Here is an 18,723-nt window from a genome sequence, read left to right as displayed (position 1 = left end):
AGGAAAATATAGAGGAAAATATAGAGGAAAATATAGAGGAAAATATAGAGGAAAATATGAGCGAAATTTTAGACGATACACAAGATGAGTTTGCAAATTTAAATGAAAATGATATTATGTTGGCTTTAGGCGAAGAGCTTGCTCCAGCTATTGTAGAAAAGAAAGAAGAAAATAGATTAAGCACTCAAGAAAAAATAGAAAATTTACAAGAAGATGAAATGGTAAATGAGCTTAGTAAGAGTATAGCTCAAACCATTACTTCAAGTATTACTGATGATACTTTAAAGGCAGCCTTGAAAGGTATGAAGATGAATATAAACATCAATATAAGCTTTGATGAGGATAAACATTGAGCGGTCAAATTTTAATTATTTCAGGGCCAAGTGGAGCAGGTAAGAGTACCTTGCTTCAAAAACTTTTTAAAGAAAAAGATAATATTTATTTTTCTATTTCAAGCACAACAAGAGCTCCTAGGGAAAATGAAAAAAATGGAGTAGATTATTTTTTTATCAGTGAAGAAGAATTTAAACAAGGTATAGAAAAAGGTGATTTTTTAGAATGGGCTTTAGTGCATAAAAATTACTATGGTACATCGTTAATTCCTGTAAAAAAAGCATTGCAAGAGGGTAAAAGTGTCATTTTTGATATAGATGTGCAAGGCTTTTGCATAGCTAAAGAAAAAATGCCTAATTATATTACTTCTGTATTTATCACAACTAAAGATAAAAAAGAACTTGAAAAAAGATTGCTTAAGCGAAATACTGATAAAATAGAAGATATTAGCAAAAGATTAGAAAATGCTAGTGATGAAATGGCTTATTTGGATCGATATGATTTTTTAATCATAAATGATGATCTAGAAAAAAGTTATAGGGAGCTAGAAGCAGTTTTTGAAGCTTCAAAATTAAAAAGTACAAAACATGATTTAAAACAAATTCAAATTCAATGGAATAAAGGAGAATAAAATGCATATGCCAAGTGGAACCCAATGGTTAATTATATTACTTATTGTAGTATTACTTTTTGGTGCTAAAAAAATTCCAGAGCTTGCTAAAGGTTTAGGAAAAGGTATTAAAACTTTTAAAGATGAAATGAATACTGATGATGATAAAAAAATCGTTCAAGAAGATGCACAAAAAATTGAAAAAATCAACGAAAAAGATGTGCTAGTAAAAGAAAATAATGAAGAAACAAAAAAAGCTTAAGGCGATACGTTGAAAACTTTAGTTTATAAAGAAATTAAAGAGAAACTAGGAAGAGATTTTATCTTAGAAAATCCTAAGAATAAAAATTTAGCCCATTTTGCTACACCTTTGGCTTTTTCTTTAGCTAAAGAATTAAGGCAAAACCCTATAATAATTGCTAATGATATTGTTGCTAAGTTAAAAGATTGTGATTGTTTTGAAAGTGTAGAGGCTTTAAATGGTTATGTAAATTTTAAGCTTTCAAAGGCTTTTTTAAATTCTTTGGCTACGCAAGCTTTGAGTGATAGTGAAAATTTTGCAAAAGATGAAAAAAAAGAGCAGAGTTTTTTACTTGAATATGTTAGTGCAAATCCAACAGGACCTTTACACATAGGGCATGCTAGAGGGGCTATTTTTGGTGATACTTTAACTAGGGTTGCTAGACATTTAGGATATAAATTTGATACAGAATATTATGTTAATGATGCGGGTAATCAAATTTATCTTTTGGGTCTTTCTATATTGCTTGCAGTAAAAGAGCATTGTTTAAAAGAGCAAGTTCGATATCCTGATGAGTATTATAAAGGTGAATATATCGTAGATGTAGCAAAAGAGGCTTTTGCTGAATTTGAAAAAGATTTTTTTATAGAAGGAAATATTCCACAATTAGCGCTTTGGGCTAAGGATAAAATGCTAAAAATTATTAAGCAAAATTTAGCCGATGCTAAGATATTTATTGATACTTATGTGAGTGAAACAAGCTATTATAGTGAATTAGAAAATACTTTAAAAGCCTTAAAAGAGCATGGTGGTACTTATGAGCAAGATGGTAAAATATGGCTTGCATCAAGTGCTAAAGGTGATGAAAAAGATCGTGTGATTATTAAAGATAATGGAAAAGGAACTTATCTAGCTGCTGATATAGTTTATCATAAAGATAAAATGAGTCGTGGTTATGATAAGTGTATCAATATATGGGGGGCTGATCATCACGGCTATATTGCTAGAATGAAAGCTGCTATGGAATTTTTAGGTCATGATAGTCAAAATCTTGAAATTATCTTAGCACAAATGGTTTCACTCTTAAAAAATGGCGAGCCTTATAAGATGAGTAAAAGAGCAGGAAATTTCATTTTAATGGGTGATGTTTTAGAAGAACTTGGTAGTGATGTGCTAAGATATATTTTTATCAGTAAAAAATGTGATACGCATTTGGAATTTGATGTAGATGAGTTTAAAAAAGAAGATAGCTCTAATCCTGTGTATTATATTAATTATGCTCATGCGAGAATTCATCAAGTATTTGCCAAAGCAGGTAAGAGTGTAAATGATGTTATATATGCTAAATTTGAGAGTTTAAATGAAGATGGTATGAATCTTTTGTTTGAAAGCTTAAATTTAAAAGCAGTACTTAATGATGCATTCGAATCAAGAGCCTTGCAAAAAATTCCTGATTATTTAAAAAATTTAGCCTCTTTATTTCATAAATTTTATAATGAAAATAAAGTTGTTGGCTCAAGCAATGAAGATGAGCTTTTAAAACTTTTTGCCATATGTGCCTTGAGTATTAAAACAGCTTTTGCACTCATGGGAATAGAGGCAAAGAATAAAATGAATCACGATTAATTTTGATCGTGATTTTTGCTTTTTTTAATACTTCTTGTCATCATAAAGCTTTGTTCAAAAAATAAAAGCAAGGTTATGCTTACTCCTACTGCTAGAGCTAATGTTACCGAAAGTGTTGTAAAGAAATAATCAAAAAAATGAATCAAAAAATTAGTTTTTTCGCCAATATCCTCTGAGCGTATAAAAGAAATCAAATACAATATAGCTTTGTATGCGTAAATTCCGGGTATCATAGGGATAAGAGCAGGAAAAGCTATAATTTCAGCAGGTGTTTTAAAAATCTTAGCCAAAAACAAACCAAGACAACCTATGCTAAAAGAAGCTATAAAGGTCGCAATAGCTAAAGTTTGAAAGCCAAAATACCCCATTAGAGTAAAACGCATACCATGTGCTATGGCGGCTAATATGGCTGAAAGTATGAGTGTTTTAAAGGGCGGATTACACACATAAGCAAAACCAAATCCTGTTAAAGCTGCAAAAAACATATCCCAAAGTATAGAAGAATAATCAATCATCTTAAAATTCCAAAGTCACTAATGCTAAGAGTGGTATAAATTCCAATAGCAATACAGCATACCAATATCGCCACACTAATAATACGACTAAAACCCATAAGTATGTGATCTTTTAAAATATCTATAATTGAGTTTATAAAATAAACTCCAGGTATTAAATACAAGATACTAGAACCCAAAGCAATATTTGCTTCTTGTATAAGCTTTAAATCCACTCCAAAAAACACAATAAAAGAAGATAAAAAAGAGCAAAAAATATATTGAATTCTTAAATCAATTTTTATTCTAGTGAGTAAAACTCTCAAACTAAAACCAACCAAAGTAGCTAAAAATACAAATAAACATCCATAAAAATCTCCCCCAAATAGCTTACAAAAGGCCGAATTTGCTGCTGAAACTAAAAATAAATTAGCTAAAAAAGGATTTCTTTTGGTTTGTTTGAGTTTTAAAAGAGAAATTTTGGCTTCTTCTAGGTTATATTTATGATCATGAATTTGCCAACTTAATGCACTAAGTTCTAAAATAAGTTTAAAATTAATATGATTGTGTTTGTTAGGTATAATGTAGGTTCTTTGTATAGAATTGTCATCTTTATCAAAAATATTTAGCGTAGTATGATGAAAGAAAAAATTCATATTAATTTCATAACCATACGCATTAGCTATCCTTCCAACGCATTTTGCTACTCTTGCTGTGTAAGTTCCTGCACTTAGAAAAACGCTAATATATTCGATTAAAAAATTAGTTAAATTTTGAATTGATGGTTTTTGCATAAATATTCTTTAAAATAGTTTTTAAAGATTTTATCAAAATTAAAATATAAAATCTTATAAATTTAAAATATTTTTGTAAAAATATTAAAAATGTATGCACTAGGTAATTTAAGGAAGTTAAAAAAAATTAAGTGTGATTTTTCTTTTTTTGTATATAAATATAGATAGCTAAAAGCATACTTATAAAAATAATACAAGCAATAATAACAAAATGTAGATATTCTTTAAGTAAGTCTTCATTTTTACCTAAAATATAACCTAATATAAGTAAAATCAAACACCAAATTCCAGCTCCCAAACTAGTATAAAATATAAATTTTTTCAAATTCATTCTTGCAAGTCCAGCAGGTAAAGAAATGTATTGACGCAATCCAGGGATTAATCTACCGCTAAATGTTGATATTTCACCATGTTTATTGAAAAAGGCTTCAAACTGAGCAAATTTTGTTTCATTAACTCCAAAATATTTACATATTTTTAAAATAACATTACGCCCTAAAAAATAACATAAGTAATAATTTAATAAAGCACCCAAAAGAGCTCCAAAAGTCCCACAAAGTAGACATAGCCAAAAGTTAAGTTCGTTTTGATGAGCTAAATATCCAGCAGGTATCATGACTACTTCACTAGGAAAAGGAAAAAAGGAGCTTTCTATAAACATAAGAAAGATAATCCCCCAATAACCCCAATCTTTTGCAAGAGTAAGTAAAAAATCTATAATATCTCCAAGCATAAACACCCTTTAATTTTTTAAACTAATGATATAAATTTAGTTTTAATGTTTTAAAAATATAGCATGGCTTTTGCACAAATGGCTATTAAAATGCATAAAATCAATGCAATCAAGTGAGATTTTAAAGGATCTTTTCTTTTTAAAATTTTTATAAAAAACAAAGAATAACAAGTTAAAGCTAACATTGTTATTAGTAGCAAAAGCTTGATAAATAAAAATACTCCAAAATTGCTTGCAAAAAAATCCCAAAAAGAATTAAATTCATAAAAACTTAAAAGATAAAAACCACTCAATAAAAGTAAGATAAAAATACTAGCAAAAATAAAAATACTTGACTTGGTATAGGCTTTTTTAATTTTATCGCAATCTTCTTTGCTTTCGTGTTTATAAGCAAAGCAATAAACACAAACATCAAAAAACACATAGGCTATAAAAAATATAGCACAGATAAGATGAATACAAATAAAAATAAAATGCATAACTAATCTCCTTAAAAAATCATAGCACAATTTTAAGGAGATGTAAAATTAAAGTTTTTCTAAAATTTGGATAGTTTTGATTTTATCTCCTGCTCTAATGCTATCTAGTACTTCTAAACTTTCTTTGTCTTCAGGATTGATTTGTCCAAAGATAGTATGCACTCCATCTAAATGAGGTTGCGGGCTGTGACAAATAAAAAATTGTGAACCACCTGTATCTCTACCAGCATGAGCCATAGATAAACTACCTCTTAAATGTTTGTGTTTTTGATCGTCACATTCACATTCTATCTCATAACCAGGACCACCTGAACCTATACCATAAGGACAACCACCTTGTATTACAAAATTTGGAATCACACGGTGAAAAACAAGCTCATCATAAAAACCTTCATTAGCTAAATTAGCAAAATTACACACAGTTTGTGGTGCTTCATCGGGAAATAATTCTAATTTCATATCACCTTTTTCGGTGCTAATGATAGCAAAATTGTATTTTTTTGCATCTTTTATGTCGATTTTTTTAAGCATTTTTTGCTCCTATTCTATGTTGGTATAAACTGCTTGTACATCATCATCATCTTCTAATTTATCAAGCAATTTTTCAATATCAAGAAGTTGCTCTTCGCTAAAGCTTACGGGGTTATTAGCAAGATATTCAAGTCCTGCTTTTTTAAGCACTAAGCCTTTTTTTTCTATGGCATTACTAAGCTCACCAAAAGCAGTGTAATCACCTATAATTAGTAATTCCTCTTCATTTTGCTCAAGTTCTTCAAGTCCTGCATCAATAAGTTCAAGCTCAAGTTCTTCTAAATCTCCATCATATTTTTCAAGATGAAAAACAGCTTTGTGTGAAAACATAAAAGTCAAAGAGCCATTTTGCAAAATTTCTCCACCATTTTTGCTAAAAATTGCTTTTACATTAGCCACTGTGCGTGTAGGATTATCACTCATACACTCAACAATGATTAAAGCCCCATGTGCTGCTTTTCCCTCATAGTGGATATTTTTAATATCAGCACTATCTTTTCCACTTGCTCTTTTAATAGCTGCATCGATATTGTCTTTTGGCATATTATTAGCTTTTGCAGTAGCTATGGCACTACGAAGCTTTGGGTTCATATCAGGATCAGCTCCGCCTTCTTTTGCTGCTACTTGTATAGCCTTTGCAAGTTTTGGAAAAAGTTTGCTCATTTTATCCCATCTTGCTTCTTTAGAGGCTCTGCGATATTCAAACGCTCTTCCCATAAATCCTCTCTTTCTTATATTGTTTTAAAGTTAAAAGTATAAACTAAGAAGTCTAAATTTGATTTTAAAGGAGCAAAAGAGTGATCAGAAAAGCTAGGAAAGATGATGTTAAAAAATGTATACAATTGCTTGCTTTGGCAATGGATCATTTTATATATAAACTTAGTGGCTATAATGATCATCAAAAAGCCATAGAGGTTTTAGAAAATTTCTTCACTCATGAAAATAATCGTTTAAGCTATGAAAATATATATGTTTATGAAGAAGATAATGAAATTTTAGGTGTGATTTGTTTTTATGATGGGGCTTTGGCAGATGAGCTAGATAAGCCTTTCAATGAGCATTTAGAATTTTTAGGAATTAATGAAAAAGTTTTAAAAGAATGTGATAATGAGTTTTATTTAGATAGTATTTGCGTAGATGAAAAGGCAAGAGGGAAAGGTATTGCTAAGAAATTGATTGAATATGCCTTCAATGAAGCTTTGAAAAATGGTAAAAAGCTTTCATTAATCGTAGAAGATGAAAATATAAATGCAAAAATGCTTTATGAAAAAATGGGTTTTAAATTTATAAAAAATAAAATTTTTCACGCTCATAAATATGAATACAGAGAAAAAGGAGAATAAATGATTATAAAAACTAAAAATATTAATTGTCAAAGTTGTGTAAATTTAATCAAAGCTTCATTGGAAGATGAATTTGGTGCTATGCAAATAAGTGTTGAAAATAAAAGCATAGAGATTGATTTAAAAGCAGAGCAAGTTGAAGAGTTTAAAAAACAATTGCAAGATTTAGGTTTTGAGATAGATGAAGCATGAGTTAAAGTTAAAAATAGGCAATATGACTTGTGTTAATTGCTCTAATGCTATAGAAAAAGTTTGTGCAAAAATTGATGGGGTAGAAGATGTAAGTGTTTCTTATGTCAATTCTAGTGGAGTGTTTTTGCTTAAAGATTTATCTTTAGAAGCAAAGATCAAAGAAAAAATTAAGGCTTTGGGTTTTGAAATATTACAAGAAGAGCAAAATTTATACGAATTTAAACTCAAAGAGCTTAAAAATATGAAAACAAAGCTTATTATGAGTATAATTTTAAGCTCTATTGTGATGTATTTTGAAATGTTTGTTCAAGGAAATGTTTCTGCTTTAATTCAAATGTTTTTATCTATGATAGCGATTTTTTATTGCGGAAAAGGTTTTTTTATCCACGCTCTTAAAGGATTAAAACATAAAAATTTAGATATGAATACCTTGATATCTTTAGGAGCTTTTACTTCTTTTATATATTCTTTTTTTGTGTATTTTGAGGTATTTAGTAAAGATGGTTATTTGTATTTTAGTGGCGGAGCGATGATTGTAAGCTTTGTTTTATTAGGTAAATACTTAGAAGAAAAGGCTAAATTTAAATCCTTAGAATATCAAAACAAACTAAAAAATATAGATATTAAAAAAGCTAATATAATCTTAGAAGATGCAAGTATAAAAAGCATACCTAGTGCTTTTGTAAAAGAAAATGATGTGATTTTAGTGAAAGAGGGTGAAAGCGTTGTTGTTGATGGGGTGATTATAGCAGGCGAGGCTGAGGTTGATGTGAGTTTTTTAACAGGAGAATTTTTACCACTTTTGAAAAAACAAAATGATGAAATTCTAGCAGGAAGTGTGTTGATTAATGGAAGCTTAAAAATTAAAGCTAGTAAAAAGGCGATTGAAAGCTCATTAGAACAAATTAAAGATCTTGTTTTTAAAGCAGGCAATATCAAAACACCTTTAGCAAATTTAGCTAATAAAATTTCAGCTTATTTTGTAGCTTGTATTATTGTTTTATCGCTTTTTGTGTTTGTTTTTTGGTATTTTAAAGAAGGAGTCAACGCAGCATTTTTACATGCTTGTGCCACTCTTTTAATCTCTTGTCCTTGCGCTTTGGGCTTAGCAACCCCTATAGCCATAGTTAGTGCTTTAGCAAATGGTGCAAGAAATTTTATCTTAGTAAAAAATCCAGCGGTATTAGAGAATTTAGCTAGTATAAAACTTGCTATTTTTGATAAAACAGGCACTTTAAGTCAAGATGATTTAAGTGTTTATAAGTATGATCTAACTCAAGAAAATTTTCAAAAACTCACGCAAATTGAAAATTTAAGCTCACATCCAATCGCAAAGGCTTTTACTAAAAAATTGAATGTAAATTTAAATTTACAAGGAAAATTAAGTGTTTTAGTGGGTAGTGGTTTGCTTTATGAGGAAAATGATGATAAATATTTAATAGGCAATGAAAAATTAATGCTTGAAAATAGTGTTGATATACAAAAAAGCAAGCAATTTTTGCAAGAATTTGAAGATCAAGCACCTATATGTTTGTATTTTGCAAAAAATAATATTTGTCTTGGCGGGGTTTGTTTAAAAAATGAACTTAAAAACGAAGCTAAAAATTTGATAGCAAATTTAAAGCAAAAAGGTATAAAAAGTATTATTTTAAGTGGTGATAATAAAAAAAGTGTTACTAAAATAGCAAATGAACTTAATGTTGATGAATATTATTCTGATTTAAAACCTGAGCAAAAACTTGATTTCATAAAAGAAAAAATCAAAAAAGAAAAAGTTCTTTTTATAGGAGATGGTATCAATGATGCTCCTGCTTTAAATTTAGCTAGCGCAAGCATAAGTTTTTCTAAAGCAAGTGAGCTTGCTAAAAAAAGCGGAGATTTGATTTTGATAAAAGATGATTTATCTTTAATAGCTTATTGTTTTGAGCTTTCTCAAAGAACTAAAAATATCATCAAACTTAATCTTTTTTGGGCTTTTGTTTACAATGCTTTATGTATTCCCATTGCGGCAGGTCTTGTGCCATTTATAAGTCTTAGTCCGCATTTGGCAGCTTTAGCAATGTGTTTTAGTTCGGTAACGGTTGTAGTCAATTCTTTAAGATTGCGTTAGATATTTCAGTTTTATTTAATATTTGTTGTATTATATTAATATAACTTTAACAAAAAGGAGTATTTAATGAATTGCAATTGTAGTTTTTCTATGATGAGTGTAATAAGATATTCTAAAATGATTATCTTGCTTACCGTTGCCTCTTTGGCTGCTATTGTTGTTTTTGGTAATATAACTGATTATAATTCAAATTTTCAGTTTGTAAAACATGTTATGAGTATGGATACTAAGCCTGATTATTTAGGTAATGCTATTGTTTATAGGGCTATTACAAATTCTACGATTCATCATATTGCCTATATCTTTATTATTTGTTTTGAAGCTTTTATTATGCTGACTGCTTTAAAAGGTGCTTTAGATATGTTTAAAGCAAGAAATTTAGATGCAAAAACTTTCCATGAAGCTAAAAAATTTGGAATCATTGCTTTAACTTGTTGTTGTTTGTTATGGTTTTTTGGTTTTCAAGTGGTGGCTGCAGAGTGGTTTGGCATGTGGATGAGTAAAACTTGGAATGGTTTGCCTGATGCTACTAGATTAGTAACCTATATGCTTTTAGCGTTAGTTTATATTAGTATTAAAAACGATGATTAAATCACAAACTCTCTGTTGAGGGTTTGTGGAAAATATAAAATGTTTTTATAATGATTGAGCTTGTAAATATTTATTTCTTCTTTTTTTGTAATTATTCCATAATTTAAAAAATAAGAGAATTAAAGCTAGGCTCAGTGCTAAAAAATGTGGAATTTGCGGTATTTTTGCAGATAAAAAATAATGCCAAGATACTAGTAAAAAGCAAAAATAGCCAAATTTTCTTATCTTACTTAATTTTTTAAAAAGCTTAAATGAGCTTATAAACATAAGTGTGAGTGTGAAAAAGCTTATAAAACCACTAAATTCTAAATTTTTACTAAAAGTATCTTTGAAAAAAAGCATTAAATCTAAATTTTTACTAAAAGCAAAGTAATTAAAAAAGTGAATCAAAGCCCAAAAAAATGCATAAAAACCTAAAAATTTAGGGTAATCTTTTGTGTGTTTATACTTTAAAAGTGAAAAAAATAGGCTTAATCCAAAAAAGATTAAGCCAAATACACCACTATAAAAATATACAGATTTTACAATATCAAATTCTTGCATGATTTGATAAACACTAAAAACAATACTTAAAACAAAAGCTAAAAATCCACTGATATTATAAACTTTTTTGCTCATTAAAAATTAACCTTTAAATCCATATCTTTATACAAATGCGCTACTTCTTTTTCATAGCCATTAAACATTTGCGTAGGCTTAGTGAAAAAATCCCCCAAAGGACGCTCGTTTGCTTGAGACCATCTTGGGTGAGAGACATTTGGATTAACATTAGCATAAAATCCATATTCTCTAGGGTTTGCTAACTCCCATGTGCTTTTAGGTTGTTCTTTGGTAAATTCTATTTTTACAATAGATTTTATACTTTTAAAGCCATACTTCCATGGAACTACAAGGCGAATTGGTGCTCCATTTTGTCCTAATAAAGGCTTTTTATACATGCCCACAGCCATAAGTGTTAGTGGGTGCATAGCCTCATCTAATCTTAAGCCCTCTACATAAGGATAATCAAGAGTTGGAAAAAATGAGGCTTGATCAGCAAATTGATTTTTATCAAAAAGAGTGGTAAATTTTATAAATTTAGCCTCACTTTTAATTTTACATTTTTCTATTAAAGCACGCAATTCAAAACCAACCCAAGGCACCACCATGGACCAAGTTTCAACACAGCGAAATCTATAAATTCTCTCTTCTAATGGAAAAGCCAATAAATCTTGCATAGTTAAAGTCAAAGGTTCTTCAACTTCCCCGCTAACTTCTATTTTCCAACCATTTGTGTTGAAATTTTTTGCAAGCTCAACAGCTCTTTTTTTATCAGTAGAAAATTCATAAAAATTAACATAATTAGTTGCAATTTTTTCTTCACTTAAATTTAATTTTTCATTGTTAGGATCAGGAAAGAAATTTAATGCCATTAATTCAGATTGAACTAAAGCTGAACTAACTAAAGCTCCAGCACCTAGTTTTAAAAAATGGCGTCTTTTGTTATATAATTGTTCGTTTGTGATATTCATGAAGCATCCTTTATATATTTTGTGATATTAAAACATATAAAGGAAAATAGAAGGATAATTTTTATTATTTTATAAAAAATATTTTTAAAAAATTACCTCATTATTTTCAGATAGAGCAGGGTTGTTTTTTGGAAATGGAGAAGTATTGGTATAGTACTCTCTTTGTTTTTCATAAATTCCTTGATAAACCCCTTTTGGGATGATAAATTTTCTAGCGCTATCAGGATAAAGTTCTAAGTATTTTGTTAAAAATTCTTTAAAAACCGGCGCAGCAGTTCTTGCCCCACCTTCTATTTGTTTCATAGGCTTATTATCATCATTTCCATACCAAATGATAGCTTCTATTTCAGGAGTTAAGCCACAAAACCACGCATCAATGCTTTTATTTGAAGTGCCTGTTTTTCCAGCTATTTCAATCCCTTCTACTCTAGCATTACGCCCAGTGCCTTTTTTTACAACATTTTGCATCATATCATTGACTAAAAAGGCTTGTTCAGGTTCGCTGATTTTTCTTTCTCCGGAATTAAATTCTACTACTATTTTACCATTTTTATCGATTACTCTTTTAATGAGTAATAAGTCTTTTTGCACACCATAGTTTCCAAATACCGTGTAAAGTTTAGCATAATCATAAATGGAAATTCCAAAGCTACCCAAAACTATAGATAAATCAACCGGTATGTTTTCAAAGCCCATAAATTGAAGCTTATCGTGGATTACATCAAGTCCTAGGGCAAGAGCTAAATTTATGGTAGCTAGGTTTCTTGAGCCAGTTAGCGCTTCTTTTAAACTTATGAGTCCTAGAAATTTTCCACCATAATTTTTAGGTTTCCAATCTTTCTCATCTTTTTTAGTACTTTCAAAAATTCTTGAAATATCAGCAACCTTACTCATAGGAGAATAGCCCATGTCAATGGCAATTTGATATAAGAAAGGCTTAAAAGAACTCCCCGGTTGTCTTAAGCTTTGAGTGGCGCGGTTGAAATTACTTTTTGTGTAATTTACCCCGCCAACTAAGGCTAAAATGTCTCCATTTTGATGATTTGCTACTATCATAGCTCCATTGAGTGTGCTTAAATTTGCATCTTTATCTCTTTTAACTATTTCATCATAGCCAAATTTTAAGGCTTCTCTTGCAATATTTTGCACATCAAGATCAATGGCAAGTTCTATTTTGTAGCCACCACTTTTTAAGTCTTTAATCCCGCTTAGTTGTTTTAAAACTTCTTGAGTTACATAAGGAGCTGCATTTTGTGTTAAGGTATCATCATATACTTTTGGAATTTCTTTTAAGGCATTTTCATACTCTTCTTTAGAAATCCAACCAAGATTATACATCCTTTGTACTACGCTATTTGCTCTAGCTAAAGAAAGATCTAAATGTCTAGTAGGATCATAAGTACTTGGAGCCTTTGGCATACCTACCAAAATGGCAATTTCTTTTAAGCTAAGCTCATCTAAATTTTTTCTAAAATACCCAAGCGCAGCAGTTTTTACTCCATAATATCCATGTCCAAAGAAGATGAAATTTAAATATCTTTCTAAAATTTGCTCTTTAGTTAAAGTACTTTCTATCTTATATGCAAGCAAAGCTTCTTTTAGCTTTCTGCTCAAAGTACGCTCAGGAGTTAATTCTGTATTTTTTATGAATTGTTGAGTAAGAGTGGAAGCTCCTTCCATGGTTTTTCCACCGCTTCTTATGATTTTAATAGCTGCTCTAAAAATTGCATCTATATTAACCCCACCATGTTCAAAAAAGCTAGTATCTTCAATGGCTACCAAAGCTTCTATAAGTCTTGGTGGAAGTTCTTCATAAGGAGCATAAAAGCGGTGTTGCTCAAAAACATTTGCAACTAATTTTCCATTTTTATCAAAAATTTGTGTTGTAAGAGGCGGTTTGTAATCTTTAAAGGTGTATTGATTTAAATCAGAATCAGAAAACAAATATGCAATAAATATAAAAACTCCAACCATACATACTATACAAAAAGAAAGAAATATTTTTAAAATTTTTATCATAAAAATGCTTTCAAAAGTTCTATATTAAGCCCTAGTGCTGTACTTTGATGGCCTATGATTTTTTTAATGTATTTTTTATGAAATCCCTCACACATCACAGCACCGGCTTTACCTTGATAAAGTTTTGAATCAATGTATTCTTGCATATCTTTTAAATCAAATTTATCTAAGATCAAATCACACTTGCTAAGATTAAAAATCTTTTTATCTTCTAAAACTAAAATCATCGCGTTTAAAACGCTAATGCTTTTGCCACTTTGCAAATTGAGCATATTAAAAGCCTCATTGTCGCTTTTAGCTTTAGTTAGAATGATATTTTGAGCACAAACTATGCTATCAGCAAATAAAACATTTTTTAAGTCAGGATATTTTGTAAAAAATTGTCTTTCTTTTTCTAAAACAATTTTTTGCACATAAGAGCTTGGATTATCTTTTTTTATTAAACTCTCATCATAATCGATAATAATTTGCTCAAAAGTGATATTTGCTTCTTTTAATAAAGCAACGCGTGAAGGCGAACTTGAAGCTAAATAAAGCATTAAGCAAGACTTTCTTCTATGATTTTTCTAGCATGATCAAGCGCTTGTTCTATTTTACTTGTATCTTTACCGCCAGCTGTTGCAAAATCATCTCTACCGCCACCGTTTCCACCAAGCATTTGTGCAATTTCTTTTACCAAAACACCAGCTTTTAACGAAGTGTCTTTAACACCTGCTGCTATGATAATCTTACCTTCTTTTTCTTGTAAAAGTAAAATTACAGCTTTGTTAAATTTGTTTTTAAACTCATCTATCATAGTTTTTATATCACCACTATCTATTTTTTGTACACAATATTGAATGCCATTTAGTTCTTTAGAATTTAATTCTGCTTTGCTTGAATTTTTTAATTCATTTTTTAAACCAGCTATTTCATTTTTTAATTTTGCTACATAGCTTAAAATATCATGAGTTTTTAACTCTTCTTTAACTTGGTTTAGCTCTTTTAAATTTTCACTAACATAATCAAGTGCAGCTTTACTTACCACCGCTTCTATCCTTCTAACCCCAGCACTAACACCACTTTCTTTGATGATGTAAAAACTTCCTATTTCAGAGCTATTTTTCACATGAGTACCACCGCAAAGCTCTTTGCTAGCTCCTAGGGTTAAAACTCTTACTTTTTCTTGATATTTTTCACTAAATAAAGCTATTGCACCACTTTTTTTAGCTTCATCTAAAGCTAAAATTTCAATTTTAGCTTCATTTGCTTGCATGATGTAAGTATTTACCAAAGCTTCTATTTGCTTTAATTCTTCTTTATTTAGAGCCTTTGGATGAGTAAAATCAAATCTTAATTTATTATGTTCTACCAAAGAACCTGCTTGGCTAATGTGTGAGCCAAGAATTTCTCTTAAAGCATGGTGTAATAAATGTGTCGCACTATGATGTCTTGCGATTTGTTCTCTTTTTTTAGTATCTATGCAAGCTAACACTTCATCGTTTGTTTTAAGATCTTGTTTTAATTTCACTTGACTAAGATTAATATCAAAGAATTTTTGTGTATCTAAAACCTCATTTTCATTGATAAAGCCTATATCAGCACTTTGCCCTCCACTTGTTGCATAAAATGGAGTTTTTTCAAGCATTAACCACGCTATATCTCCTGCCTTAGCTTCGGTTGTGATTTTAAAATTTTCATCCAAAATAGCCATGATTTTAGTTTTTTCTTCATAATTTTCATAGCCACTAAAAGCATTTTTGCCAAATTTTTCTAATAAAACTTTAAAGTCCCCGCTAACTGCTTTATCCCCACTTCCTTTCCAAGAAGCCTTAGCTCTATCTTTTTGTTCTTGCATAAGCTCATTAAATTTAGCCTCATCTATACTAAGATTTTTTTCTCTTAGCATATCTTGGGTTAAATCAAGCGGAAAACCATAAGTATCATAAAGTTTAAAAGCTACTTCACCACTAAAAATATCTTTAGTTTTTTTAAGTTCTTCGTTAAAAATTTCTATACCATTTTCAATAGTGCTTAAAAATCTTTCTTCTTCTAGTTTGATTTGTTCTTTAATAAATTCTTTTTTTTCATTTAAGTAAGTATAATGCCTACCCATTAACTCACAAACTACATCTACAAGCTCATACATAAAAGCTCTTTTAAGACCTAACAAATATCCATGTCTTAAGGCACGACGCATAATTCTTCTTAAAACATAGCCCCTGCCTTCTTTATCAAACCCAACTCCTTGAGCAAGTAAAAATACACTTGATCTTATATGATCAGCAATTACTCTATAACTAGCTCCGCTTTCATAAGTATAAGTTTTATCGCAAAGTTTTGCAATACTCTCAATAATAGGCATAAACAAAGAACTATCAAAATTACTAAATTTTCCTTCTTTTATAGCACTAACTCTTTCAAGCCCCATGCCTGTATCAATACTTGGTTTTGGTAATGGAGTAAGCGTTCCATCTGCACTTCTTTCATACTGCATAAAAACTAGGTTCCAAATTTCTAAGAACCTATCTCCATCTCCACCCATATAATCTTCACTAGAATTAAAATGCTCAGCGCCTTGATCATAAAAAATTTCACTACAAGGCCCGCATGGTCCAGTATCGCCCATTTGCCAGAAATTATCTTTATCGCCAAATTTATAAATTCTTTCTTTTTCTATATGTTTTTGCCAAAGCTCATATGCTTCATCATCACTTTCATGAACGGTTACATATAATCTTTCTTTAGGTAATTTTAAAACTTCAGTTACGAATTCCCAAGCATAAGCAATGGCTTGTGCTTTAAAATAATCTCCAAAACTAAAATTCCCAAGCATTTCAAAGAAAGTATGATGTCTTGCCGTATAGCCTACATTGTCTAAGTCATTATGTTTTCCACCAGCTCTTATACAAGTTTGACAGCTTGTTTTACGCGGAGGATTAGGGCGTGGTACTTCTCCGGTAAATATGCTTTTAAAAGGTACCATACCTGCATTAGTAAAAAGTAAAGTTGCATCATCAGGCACCAAAGGGCTTGAAGGAGTGATTTCATGTCCTTTTGATTTAAAAAATTCTAAATATTCTTTTCTTATATCCATAGATTTTCCTAGCTAGTTTTTTGCTTAAAATAATACCAAAAATACTTTAAATTAAGTAAAACTATCTTATAATCATGATTTTAAATTTATAAGGTTAATATAATGAAAATTCCTTTTATAGACTTAAATGCTCAATATAATGCTTATAAAAATGAAATCGATGAGGCTATTGGTGAAGTTTTACAAAGCACCTCTTTTATAGGTGGTGCAAAATTAGAAGAATTTGAAAATAATTTGGCTAAATATGTAGGTGTTAAATATGCAATAGGCTGTTCAAGTGGCACAAGCGCGTTATTTTTAGCCTTGATGGCTTTGGGTGTGGGTAGGGATGATGAGGTAATAGTGCCAAGTTTTACCTTTATAGCTACGGCTGAAATGGTTGCTCTAGTCGGTGCTAAGCCTGTTTTTGTAGATATTGATTTTAAAGATTATAATCTTAGTTTAGAAAAAGTTCAAAGTGCTATCACGCCTAAAACTAAAGCTATAATTGCTGTGAGTATTTTTGGGCTTATGCCTGATATGTTTGCTTTAAAAGAACTTTGTAAAAGTCAAAACATTGCTTTGATAGAAGATAGTGCGCAAAGTTTTGGAGCTAGTCAAAAAGGTATAAAATCATGTGTTATAGCTGATATATCTTGCACAAGCTTTTTTCCGTCTAAGCCTTTAGGTGCTTATGGAGATGGCGGGGCGATTTTTACCCAAGATGATGAATTAGCGCAAAAAATAAAAATTTATTTAAATCATGGACAAGTGCAAAGATATAAGCATAAATACATCGGTATTAATGGAAGGCTTGATACCATCCAAGCGGCTGTTTTAAATGTGAAATTAAAATACTTAGATGAAGAGATTAAAAAAAGAGAAGTAATAGCAAAAGTTTATGATGAAAATTTAAAAAATTGTATTTTGCCGCCAAGAAAAGATGATTTTGTGAGTGCTTGGGCTCAATATAGCGTGCGTGTAAAGAATAGAGAAAAATTCATGCAAAAATTACAAGAGCAAGGTATACCTACTGCGGTGCATTATCCTTTGGGGCTTCATTTGCAAGAAGCTTTCGATTATCTTGCTTATAAAAAAGGTAATTTGCCAAATACAGAGCTATTAAGTGATGAAATTTTATCCTTACCTATGAGTGCGTTTTTAAAAGAAGAACACCAAATTAGAGTGATTGAGGCTTTTAAATGAAAATAGGGCTTATAGGCCTTGGTAAAATGGGTAAAAACCATTTAAGAGAACTCGAGCGTAATTTAAAAGTAAAAGAAATTCATCTTTATGATCCTTTCTGTAAAGATAAATTTAAACACTTTTTTCATAAAAATTTTGATGATTTTTTAGCACAAAATCTTGATGGTGTTATCATTGCTACGCCTACTCATACGCATTTAGATATAGCTTTAAAGGTTTTTCCTAAAATAAAAAATATTTTGATAGAAAAACCTTTGGCATTAAATGTAGATGAAATTTTAATTTTAGAGCAAAAAGCTAGAGAAAATAAAGTCAGAGTAGGGGTGGGCTTTTGTGAGAGATTTAATCCGGCTATTTTAACTTTAAAAGAAAAACTTTTAGAAGATGATATTATAAGTATTAACATACAAAGAATTTCTCCTTATCCACAAAGAATAAATGATGTGGGTGTTTTAAGTGATCTTAGTGTGCATGATATTGACTTAGTTAGATTTTTAAGTCAAGAACAAATTTTAAAAGCAAATATTTATAAAAGCTTTCATCATGATAAATTTGAAGATGAGGTAATGATAGGTTTAAAATTGGAAAATATTTTAGCAAATATCCATGATAGTTGGAATGGACAATGCATTATAAGAAAGATCACACTTTTAGGTAAAAAACATACTTATGAACTTGATCTTAAAAATTTTGAACTTTTTATTAATATGCAAAAAATTCCAAATTTATATAAAAATTCTCCTTTATATGCTGAGCATGAGGCTTTTTTTGAGTTTTTACAAAATGGGGTTTGTGAAAATTTGGCTAGCATTGAAGATGCTTTGAGAGTACAAGAAATTTTAGAAGGTGTTTGAT

At 29.9% G+C, this 18,723-nt stretch carries 20 protein-coding genes and 1 pseudogene; 10 read left to right on the top strand and 11 right to left on the bottom strand.

From position 1 onward, the window contains the following. From L8Y18_RS01225 to argS, 4 genes and pseudogenes are all read left to right on the top strand, one after another. Nucleotides 1–353 (top strand): annotated as a pseudogene (locus tag L8Y18_RS01225) (highly acidic protein); the annotation flags it as partial. Next, nucleotides 350–964 carry a guanylate kinase gene (gene gmk, locus L8Y18_RS01220; RefSeq protein ID WP_220566902.1) on the top strand — a complete coding sequence of 205 codons (615 nt, stop codon included), beginning with the start codon at nucleotides 350–352 and terminating at the stop codon, nucleotides 962–964. The pseudogene L8Y18_RS01225 and the gene gmk, both read left to right, overlap by 4 nt. Before the next feature lies 1 nt (nucleotide 965). Beyond that, complete coding sequence (locus L8Y18_RS01215; protein WP_133318671.1) at nucleotides 966–1,205, top strand: twin-arginine translocase TatA/TatE family subunit; 240 nt, start codon at nucleotides 966–968, stop codon at nucleotides 1,203–1,205. Nucleotides 1,206–1,214: 9 nt separating this feature from the next. After that, nucleotides 1,215–2,810: an arginine--tRNA ligase gene (gene argS, locus L8Y18_RS01210; RefSeq protein ID WP_220566901.1), complete on the top strand. Its 1,596-nt coding sequence runs from the start codon at nucleotides 1,215–1,217 to the stop codon at nucleotides 2,808–2,810. On the opposite strand, the gene L8Y18_RS01205 is transcribed toward argS, so the two are convergent. The 6 genes from L8Y18_RS01205 to L8Y18_RS01180 form a co-directional block, all read right to left on the bottom strand. Then, nucleotides 2,807–3,325: a threonine/serine exporter family protein gene (locus tag L8Y18_RS01205; RefSeq protein WP_133318673.1), complete on the bottom strand. Its 519-nt coding sequence runs from the start codon at nucleotides 3,323–3,325 to the stop codon at nucleotides 2,807–2,809. The genes argS and L8Y18_RS01205 overlap by 4 nt on opposite strands. Beyond that, nucleotides 3,322–4,098, bottom strand: coding sequence for a threonine/serine ThrE exporter family protein (locus L8Y18_RS01200; protein WP_220566900.1), 777 nt, complete (start codon nucleotides 4,096–4,098; stop codon nucleotides 3,322–3,324). The genes L8Y18_RS01205 and L8Y18_RS01200 overlap by 4 nt, the downstream gene beginning before the upstream one ends. A 127-nt stretch (nucleotides 4,099–4,225) precedes the next feature. Continuing rightward, a complete protein-coding gene (locus L8Y18_RS01195; protein ID WP_220566899.1) occupies nucleotides 4,226–4,831 on the bottom strand; it encodes a DedA family protein in 606 nt (201 codons plus the stop codon). Nucleotides 4,832–4,881: 50 nt separating this feature from the next. Further along, nucleotides 4,882–5,310 carry a trehalose-6-phosphate synthase gene (locus tag L8Y18_RS01190; protein ID WP_263676102.1) on the bottom strand — a complete coding sequence of 143 codons (429 nt, stop codon included), beginning with the start codon at nucleotides 5,308–5,310 and terminating at the stop codon, nucleotides 4,882–4,884. Between the two features lie 48 nt (nucleotides 5,311–5,358). Continuing rightward, entirely contained in the window at nucleotides 5,359–5,841 is a 483-nt protein-coding gene (locus L8Y18_RS01185; RefSeq protein ID WP_133318677.1) for a peptidylprolyl isomerase, read from the bottom strand. A gap of 9 nt (nucleotides 5,842–5,850) precedes the next feature. Then, entirely contained in the window at nucleotides 5,851–6,558 is a 708-nt protein-coding gene (locus L8Y18_RS01180) for a YebC/PmpR family DNA-binding transcriptional regulator (RefSeq protein WP_039618745.1), read from the bottom strand. An 80-nt stretch (nucleotides 6,559–6,638) separates the two neighbouring features. Between L8Y18_RS01180 and L8Y18_RS01175 the strand changes: the two genes are divergently transcribed. The 4 genes from L8Y18_RS01175 (at nucleotide 6,639) to L8Y18_RS01160 (ending at nucleotide 10,077) form a co-directional block, all read left to right on the top strand. Continuing rightward, the gene (locus L8Y18_RS01175; RefSeq protein WP_263676101.1) at nucleotides 6,639–7,184 is read left to right on the top strand and encodes a GNAT family N-acetyltransferase; all 546 of its coding nucleotides are present in this window, start codon (nucleotides 6,639–6,641) and stop codon (nucleotides 7,182–7,184) included. Then, nucleotides 7,185–7,376, top strand: a complete 192-nt coding sequence (locus L8Y18_RS01170; RefSeq protein WP_263661840.1) for a heavy-metal-associated domain-containing protein — start codon at nucleotides 7,185–7,187, stop codon at nucleotides 7,374–7,376. After that, nucleotides 7,366–9,486: a heavy metal translocating P-type ATPase gene (locus L8Y18_RS01165; RefSeq protein ID WP_263676100.1), complete on the top strand. Its 2,121-nt coding sequence runs from the start codon at nucleotides 7,366–7,368 to the stop codon at nucleotides 9,484–9,486. The genes L8Y18_RS01170 and L8Y18_RS01165 overlap by 11 nt, the downstream gene beginning before the upstream one ends. A 66-nt stretch (nucleotides 9,487–9,552) precedes the next feature. Further along, nucleotides 9,553–10,077, top strand: a complete 525-nt coding sequence (locus tag L8Y18_RS01160; RefSeq protein WP_263666126.1) for a DUF2165 family protein — start codon at nucleotides 9,553–9,555, stop codon at nucleotides 10,075–10,077. A 45-nt stretch (nucleotides 10,078–10,122) separates the two neighbouring features. On the opposite strand, the gene L8Y18_RS01155 is transcribed toward L8Y18_RS01160, so the two are convergent. From L8Y18_RS01155 to alaS, 5 genes are all read right to left on the bottom strand, one after another. Continuing rightward, nucleotides 10,123–10,695 (bottom strand): sulfite oxidase heme-binding subunit YedZ, encoded by a 573-nt coding sequence (locus L8Y18_RS01155; RefSeq protein WP_263676099.1) that lies wholly within the window; start codon nucleotides 10,693–10,695, stop codon nucleotides 10,123–10,125. Continuing rightward, entirely contained in the window at nucleotides 10,695–11,588 is an 894-nt protein-coding gene (msrP, locus tag L8Y18_RS01150; RefSeq protein ID WP_263676097.1) for a protein-methionine-sulfoxide reductase catalytic subunit MsrP, read from the bottom strand. The genes L8Y18_RS01155 and msrP overlap by 1 nt, the downstream gene beginning before the upstream one ends. 84 nt (nucleotides 11,589–11,672) lie before the next feature. Continuing rightward, the gene (locus L8Y18_RS01145; RefSeq protein ID WP_263664474.1) at nucleotides 11,673–13,604 is read right to left on the bottom strand and encodes a PBP1A family penicillin-binding protein; all 1,932 of its coding nucleotides are present in this window, start codon (nucleotides 13,602–13,604) and stop codon (nucleotides 11,673–11,675) included. Further along, nucleotides 13,604–14,146, bottom strand: coding sequence for a septum formation inhibitor Maf (maf, locus tag L8Y18_RS01140; protein ID WP_263664362.1), 543 nt, complete (start codon nucleotides 14,144–14,146; stop codon nucleotides 13,604–13,606). Before maf ends, L8Y18_RS01145 begins: the two co-directional genes overlap by 1 nt. Continuing rightward, nucleotides 14,146–16,683 (bottom strand): alanine--tRNA ligase, encoded by a 2,538-nt coding sequence (alaS, locus tag L8Y18_RS01135; RefSeq protein ID WP_263676095.1) that lies wholly within the window; start codon nucleotides 16,681–16,683, stop codon nucleotides 14,146–14,148. Before alaS ends, maf begins: the two co-directional genes overlap by 1 nt. 108 nt (nucleotides 16,684–16,791) lie before the next feature. On the opposite strand from alaS, the gene L8Y18_RS01130 reads away from it, so the two are divergent. Next, entirely contained in the window at nucleotides 16,792–17,868 is a 1,077-nt protein-coding gene (locus tag L8Y18_RS01130) for a DegT/DnrJ/EryC1/StrS family aminotransferase (RefSeq protein ID WP_263676106.1), read from the top strand. Next, complete coding sequence (locus tag L8Y18_RS01125) at nucleotides 17,865–18,722, top strand: Gfo/Idh/MocA family protein (protein ID WP_263666129.1); 858 nt, start codon at nucleotides 17,865–17,867, stop codon at nucleotides 18,720–18,722. Before L8Y18_RS01130 ends, L8Y18_RS01125 begins: the two co-directional genes overlap by 4 nt. Nucleotide 18,723: the final 1 nt, after the last annotated feature.

This window comes from Campylobacter sp. CNRCH_2007_0968H (genome assembly GCF_025773245.1).
GTDB classification, from domain to species: domain Bacteria; phylum Campylobacterota; class Campylobacteria; order Campylobacterales; family Campylobacteraceae; genus Campylobacter_D; species Campylobacter_D lari_D.
This window is presented reverse-complemented; position numbering and strand designations above follow the sequence as displayed.

Excerpts from the sequence above, each read along its gene's own strand:
- L8Y18_RS01200 (WP_220566900.1), bottom strand. The coding sequence starts at position 4,098 with ATGCAAAAACCATCAATTCAAAATTTAACTAATTTTTTAATCGAATAT.
- L8Y18_RS01155 (WP_263676099.1), bottom strand. The coding sequence starts at position 10,695 with ATGAGCAAAAAAGTTTATAATATCAGTGGATTTTTAGCTTTTGTTTTA.
- alaS (WP_263676095.1), bottom strand. The coding sequence starts at position 16,683 with ATGGATATAAGAAAAGAATATTTAGAATTTTTTAAATCAAAAGGACAT.
- L8Y18_RS01185 (WP_133318677.1), bottom strand. The coding sequence starts at position 5,841 with ATGCTTAAAAAAATCGACATAAAAGATGCAAAAAAATACAATTTTGCT.
- L8Y18_RS01180 (WP_039618745.1), bottom strand. The coding sequence starts at position 6,558 with ATGGGAAGAGCGTTTGAATATCGCAGAGCCTCTAAAGAAGCAAGATGG.
- L8Y18_RS01195 (WP_220566899.1), bottom strand. The coding sequence starts at position 4,831 with ATGCTTGGAGATATTATAGATTTTTTACTTACTCTTGCAAAAGATTGG.
- L8Y18_RS01190 (WP_263676102.1), bottom strand. The coding sequence starts at position 5,310 with ATGCATTTTATTTTTATTTGTATTCATCTTATCTGTGCTATATTTTTT.
- L8Y18_RS01165 (WP_263676100.1), top strand. The coding sequence starts at position 7,366 with ATGAAGCATGAGTTAAAGTTAAAAATAGGCAATATGACTTGTGTTAAT.
- L8Y18_RS01215 (WP_133318671.1), top strand. The coding sequence starts at position 966 with ATGCATATGCCAAGTGGAACCCAATGGTTAATTATATTACTTATTGTA.
- L8Y18_RS01170 (WP_263661840.1), top strand. The coding sequence starts at position 7,185 with ATGATTATAAAAACTAAAAATATTAATTGTCAAAGTTGTGTAAATTTA.
- msrP (WP_263676097.1), bottom strand. The coding sequence starts at position 11,588 with ATGAATATCACAAACGAACAATTATATAACAAAAGACGCCATTTTTTA.
- L8Y18_RS01125 (WP_263666129.1), top strand. The coding sequence starts at position 17,865 with ATGAAAATAGGGCTTATAGGCCTTGGTAAAATGGGTAAAAACCATTTA.
- maf (WP_263664362.1), bottom strand. The coding sequence starts at position 14,146 with ATGCTTTATTTAGCTTCAAGTTCGCCTTCACGCGTTGCTTTATTAAAA.
- L8Y18_RS01160 (WP_263666126.1), top strand. The coding sequence starts at position 9,553 with ATGAATTGCAATTGTAGTTTTTCTATGATGAGTGTAATAAGATATTCT.
- L8Y18_RS01205 (WP_133318673.1), bottom strand. The coding sequence starts at position 3,325 with ATGATTGATTATTCTTCTATACTTTGGGATATGTTTTTTGCAGCTTTA.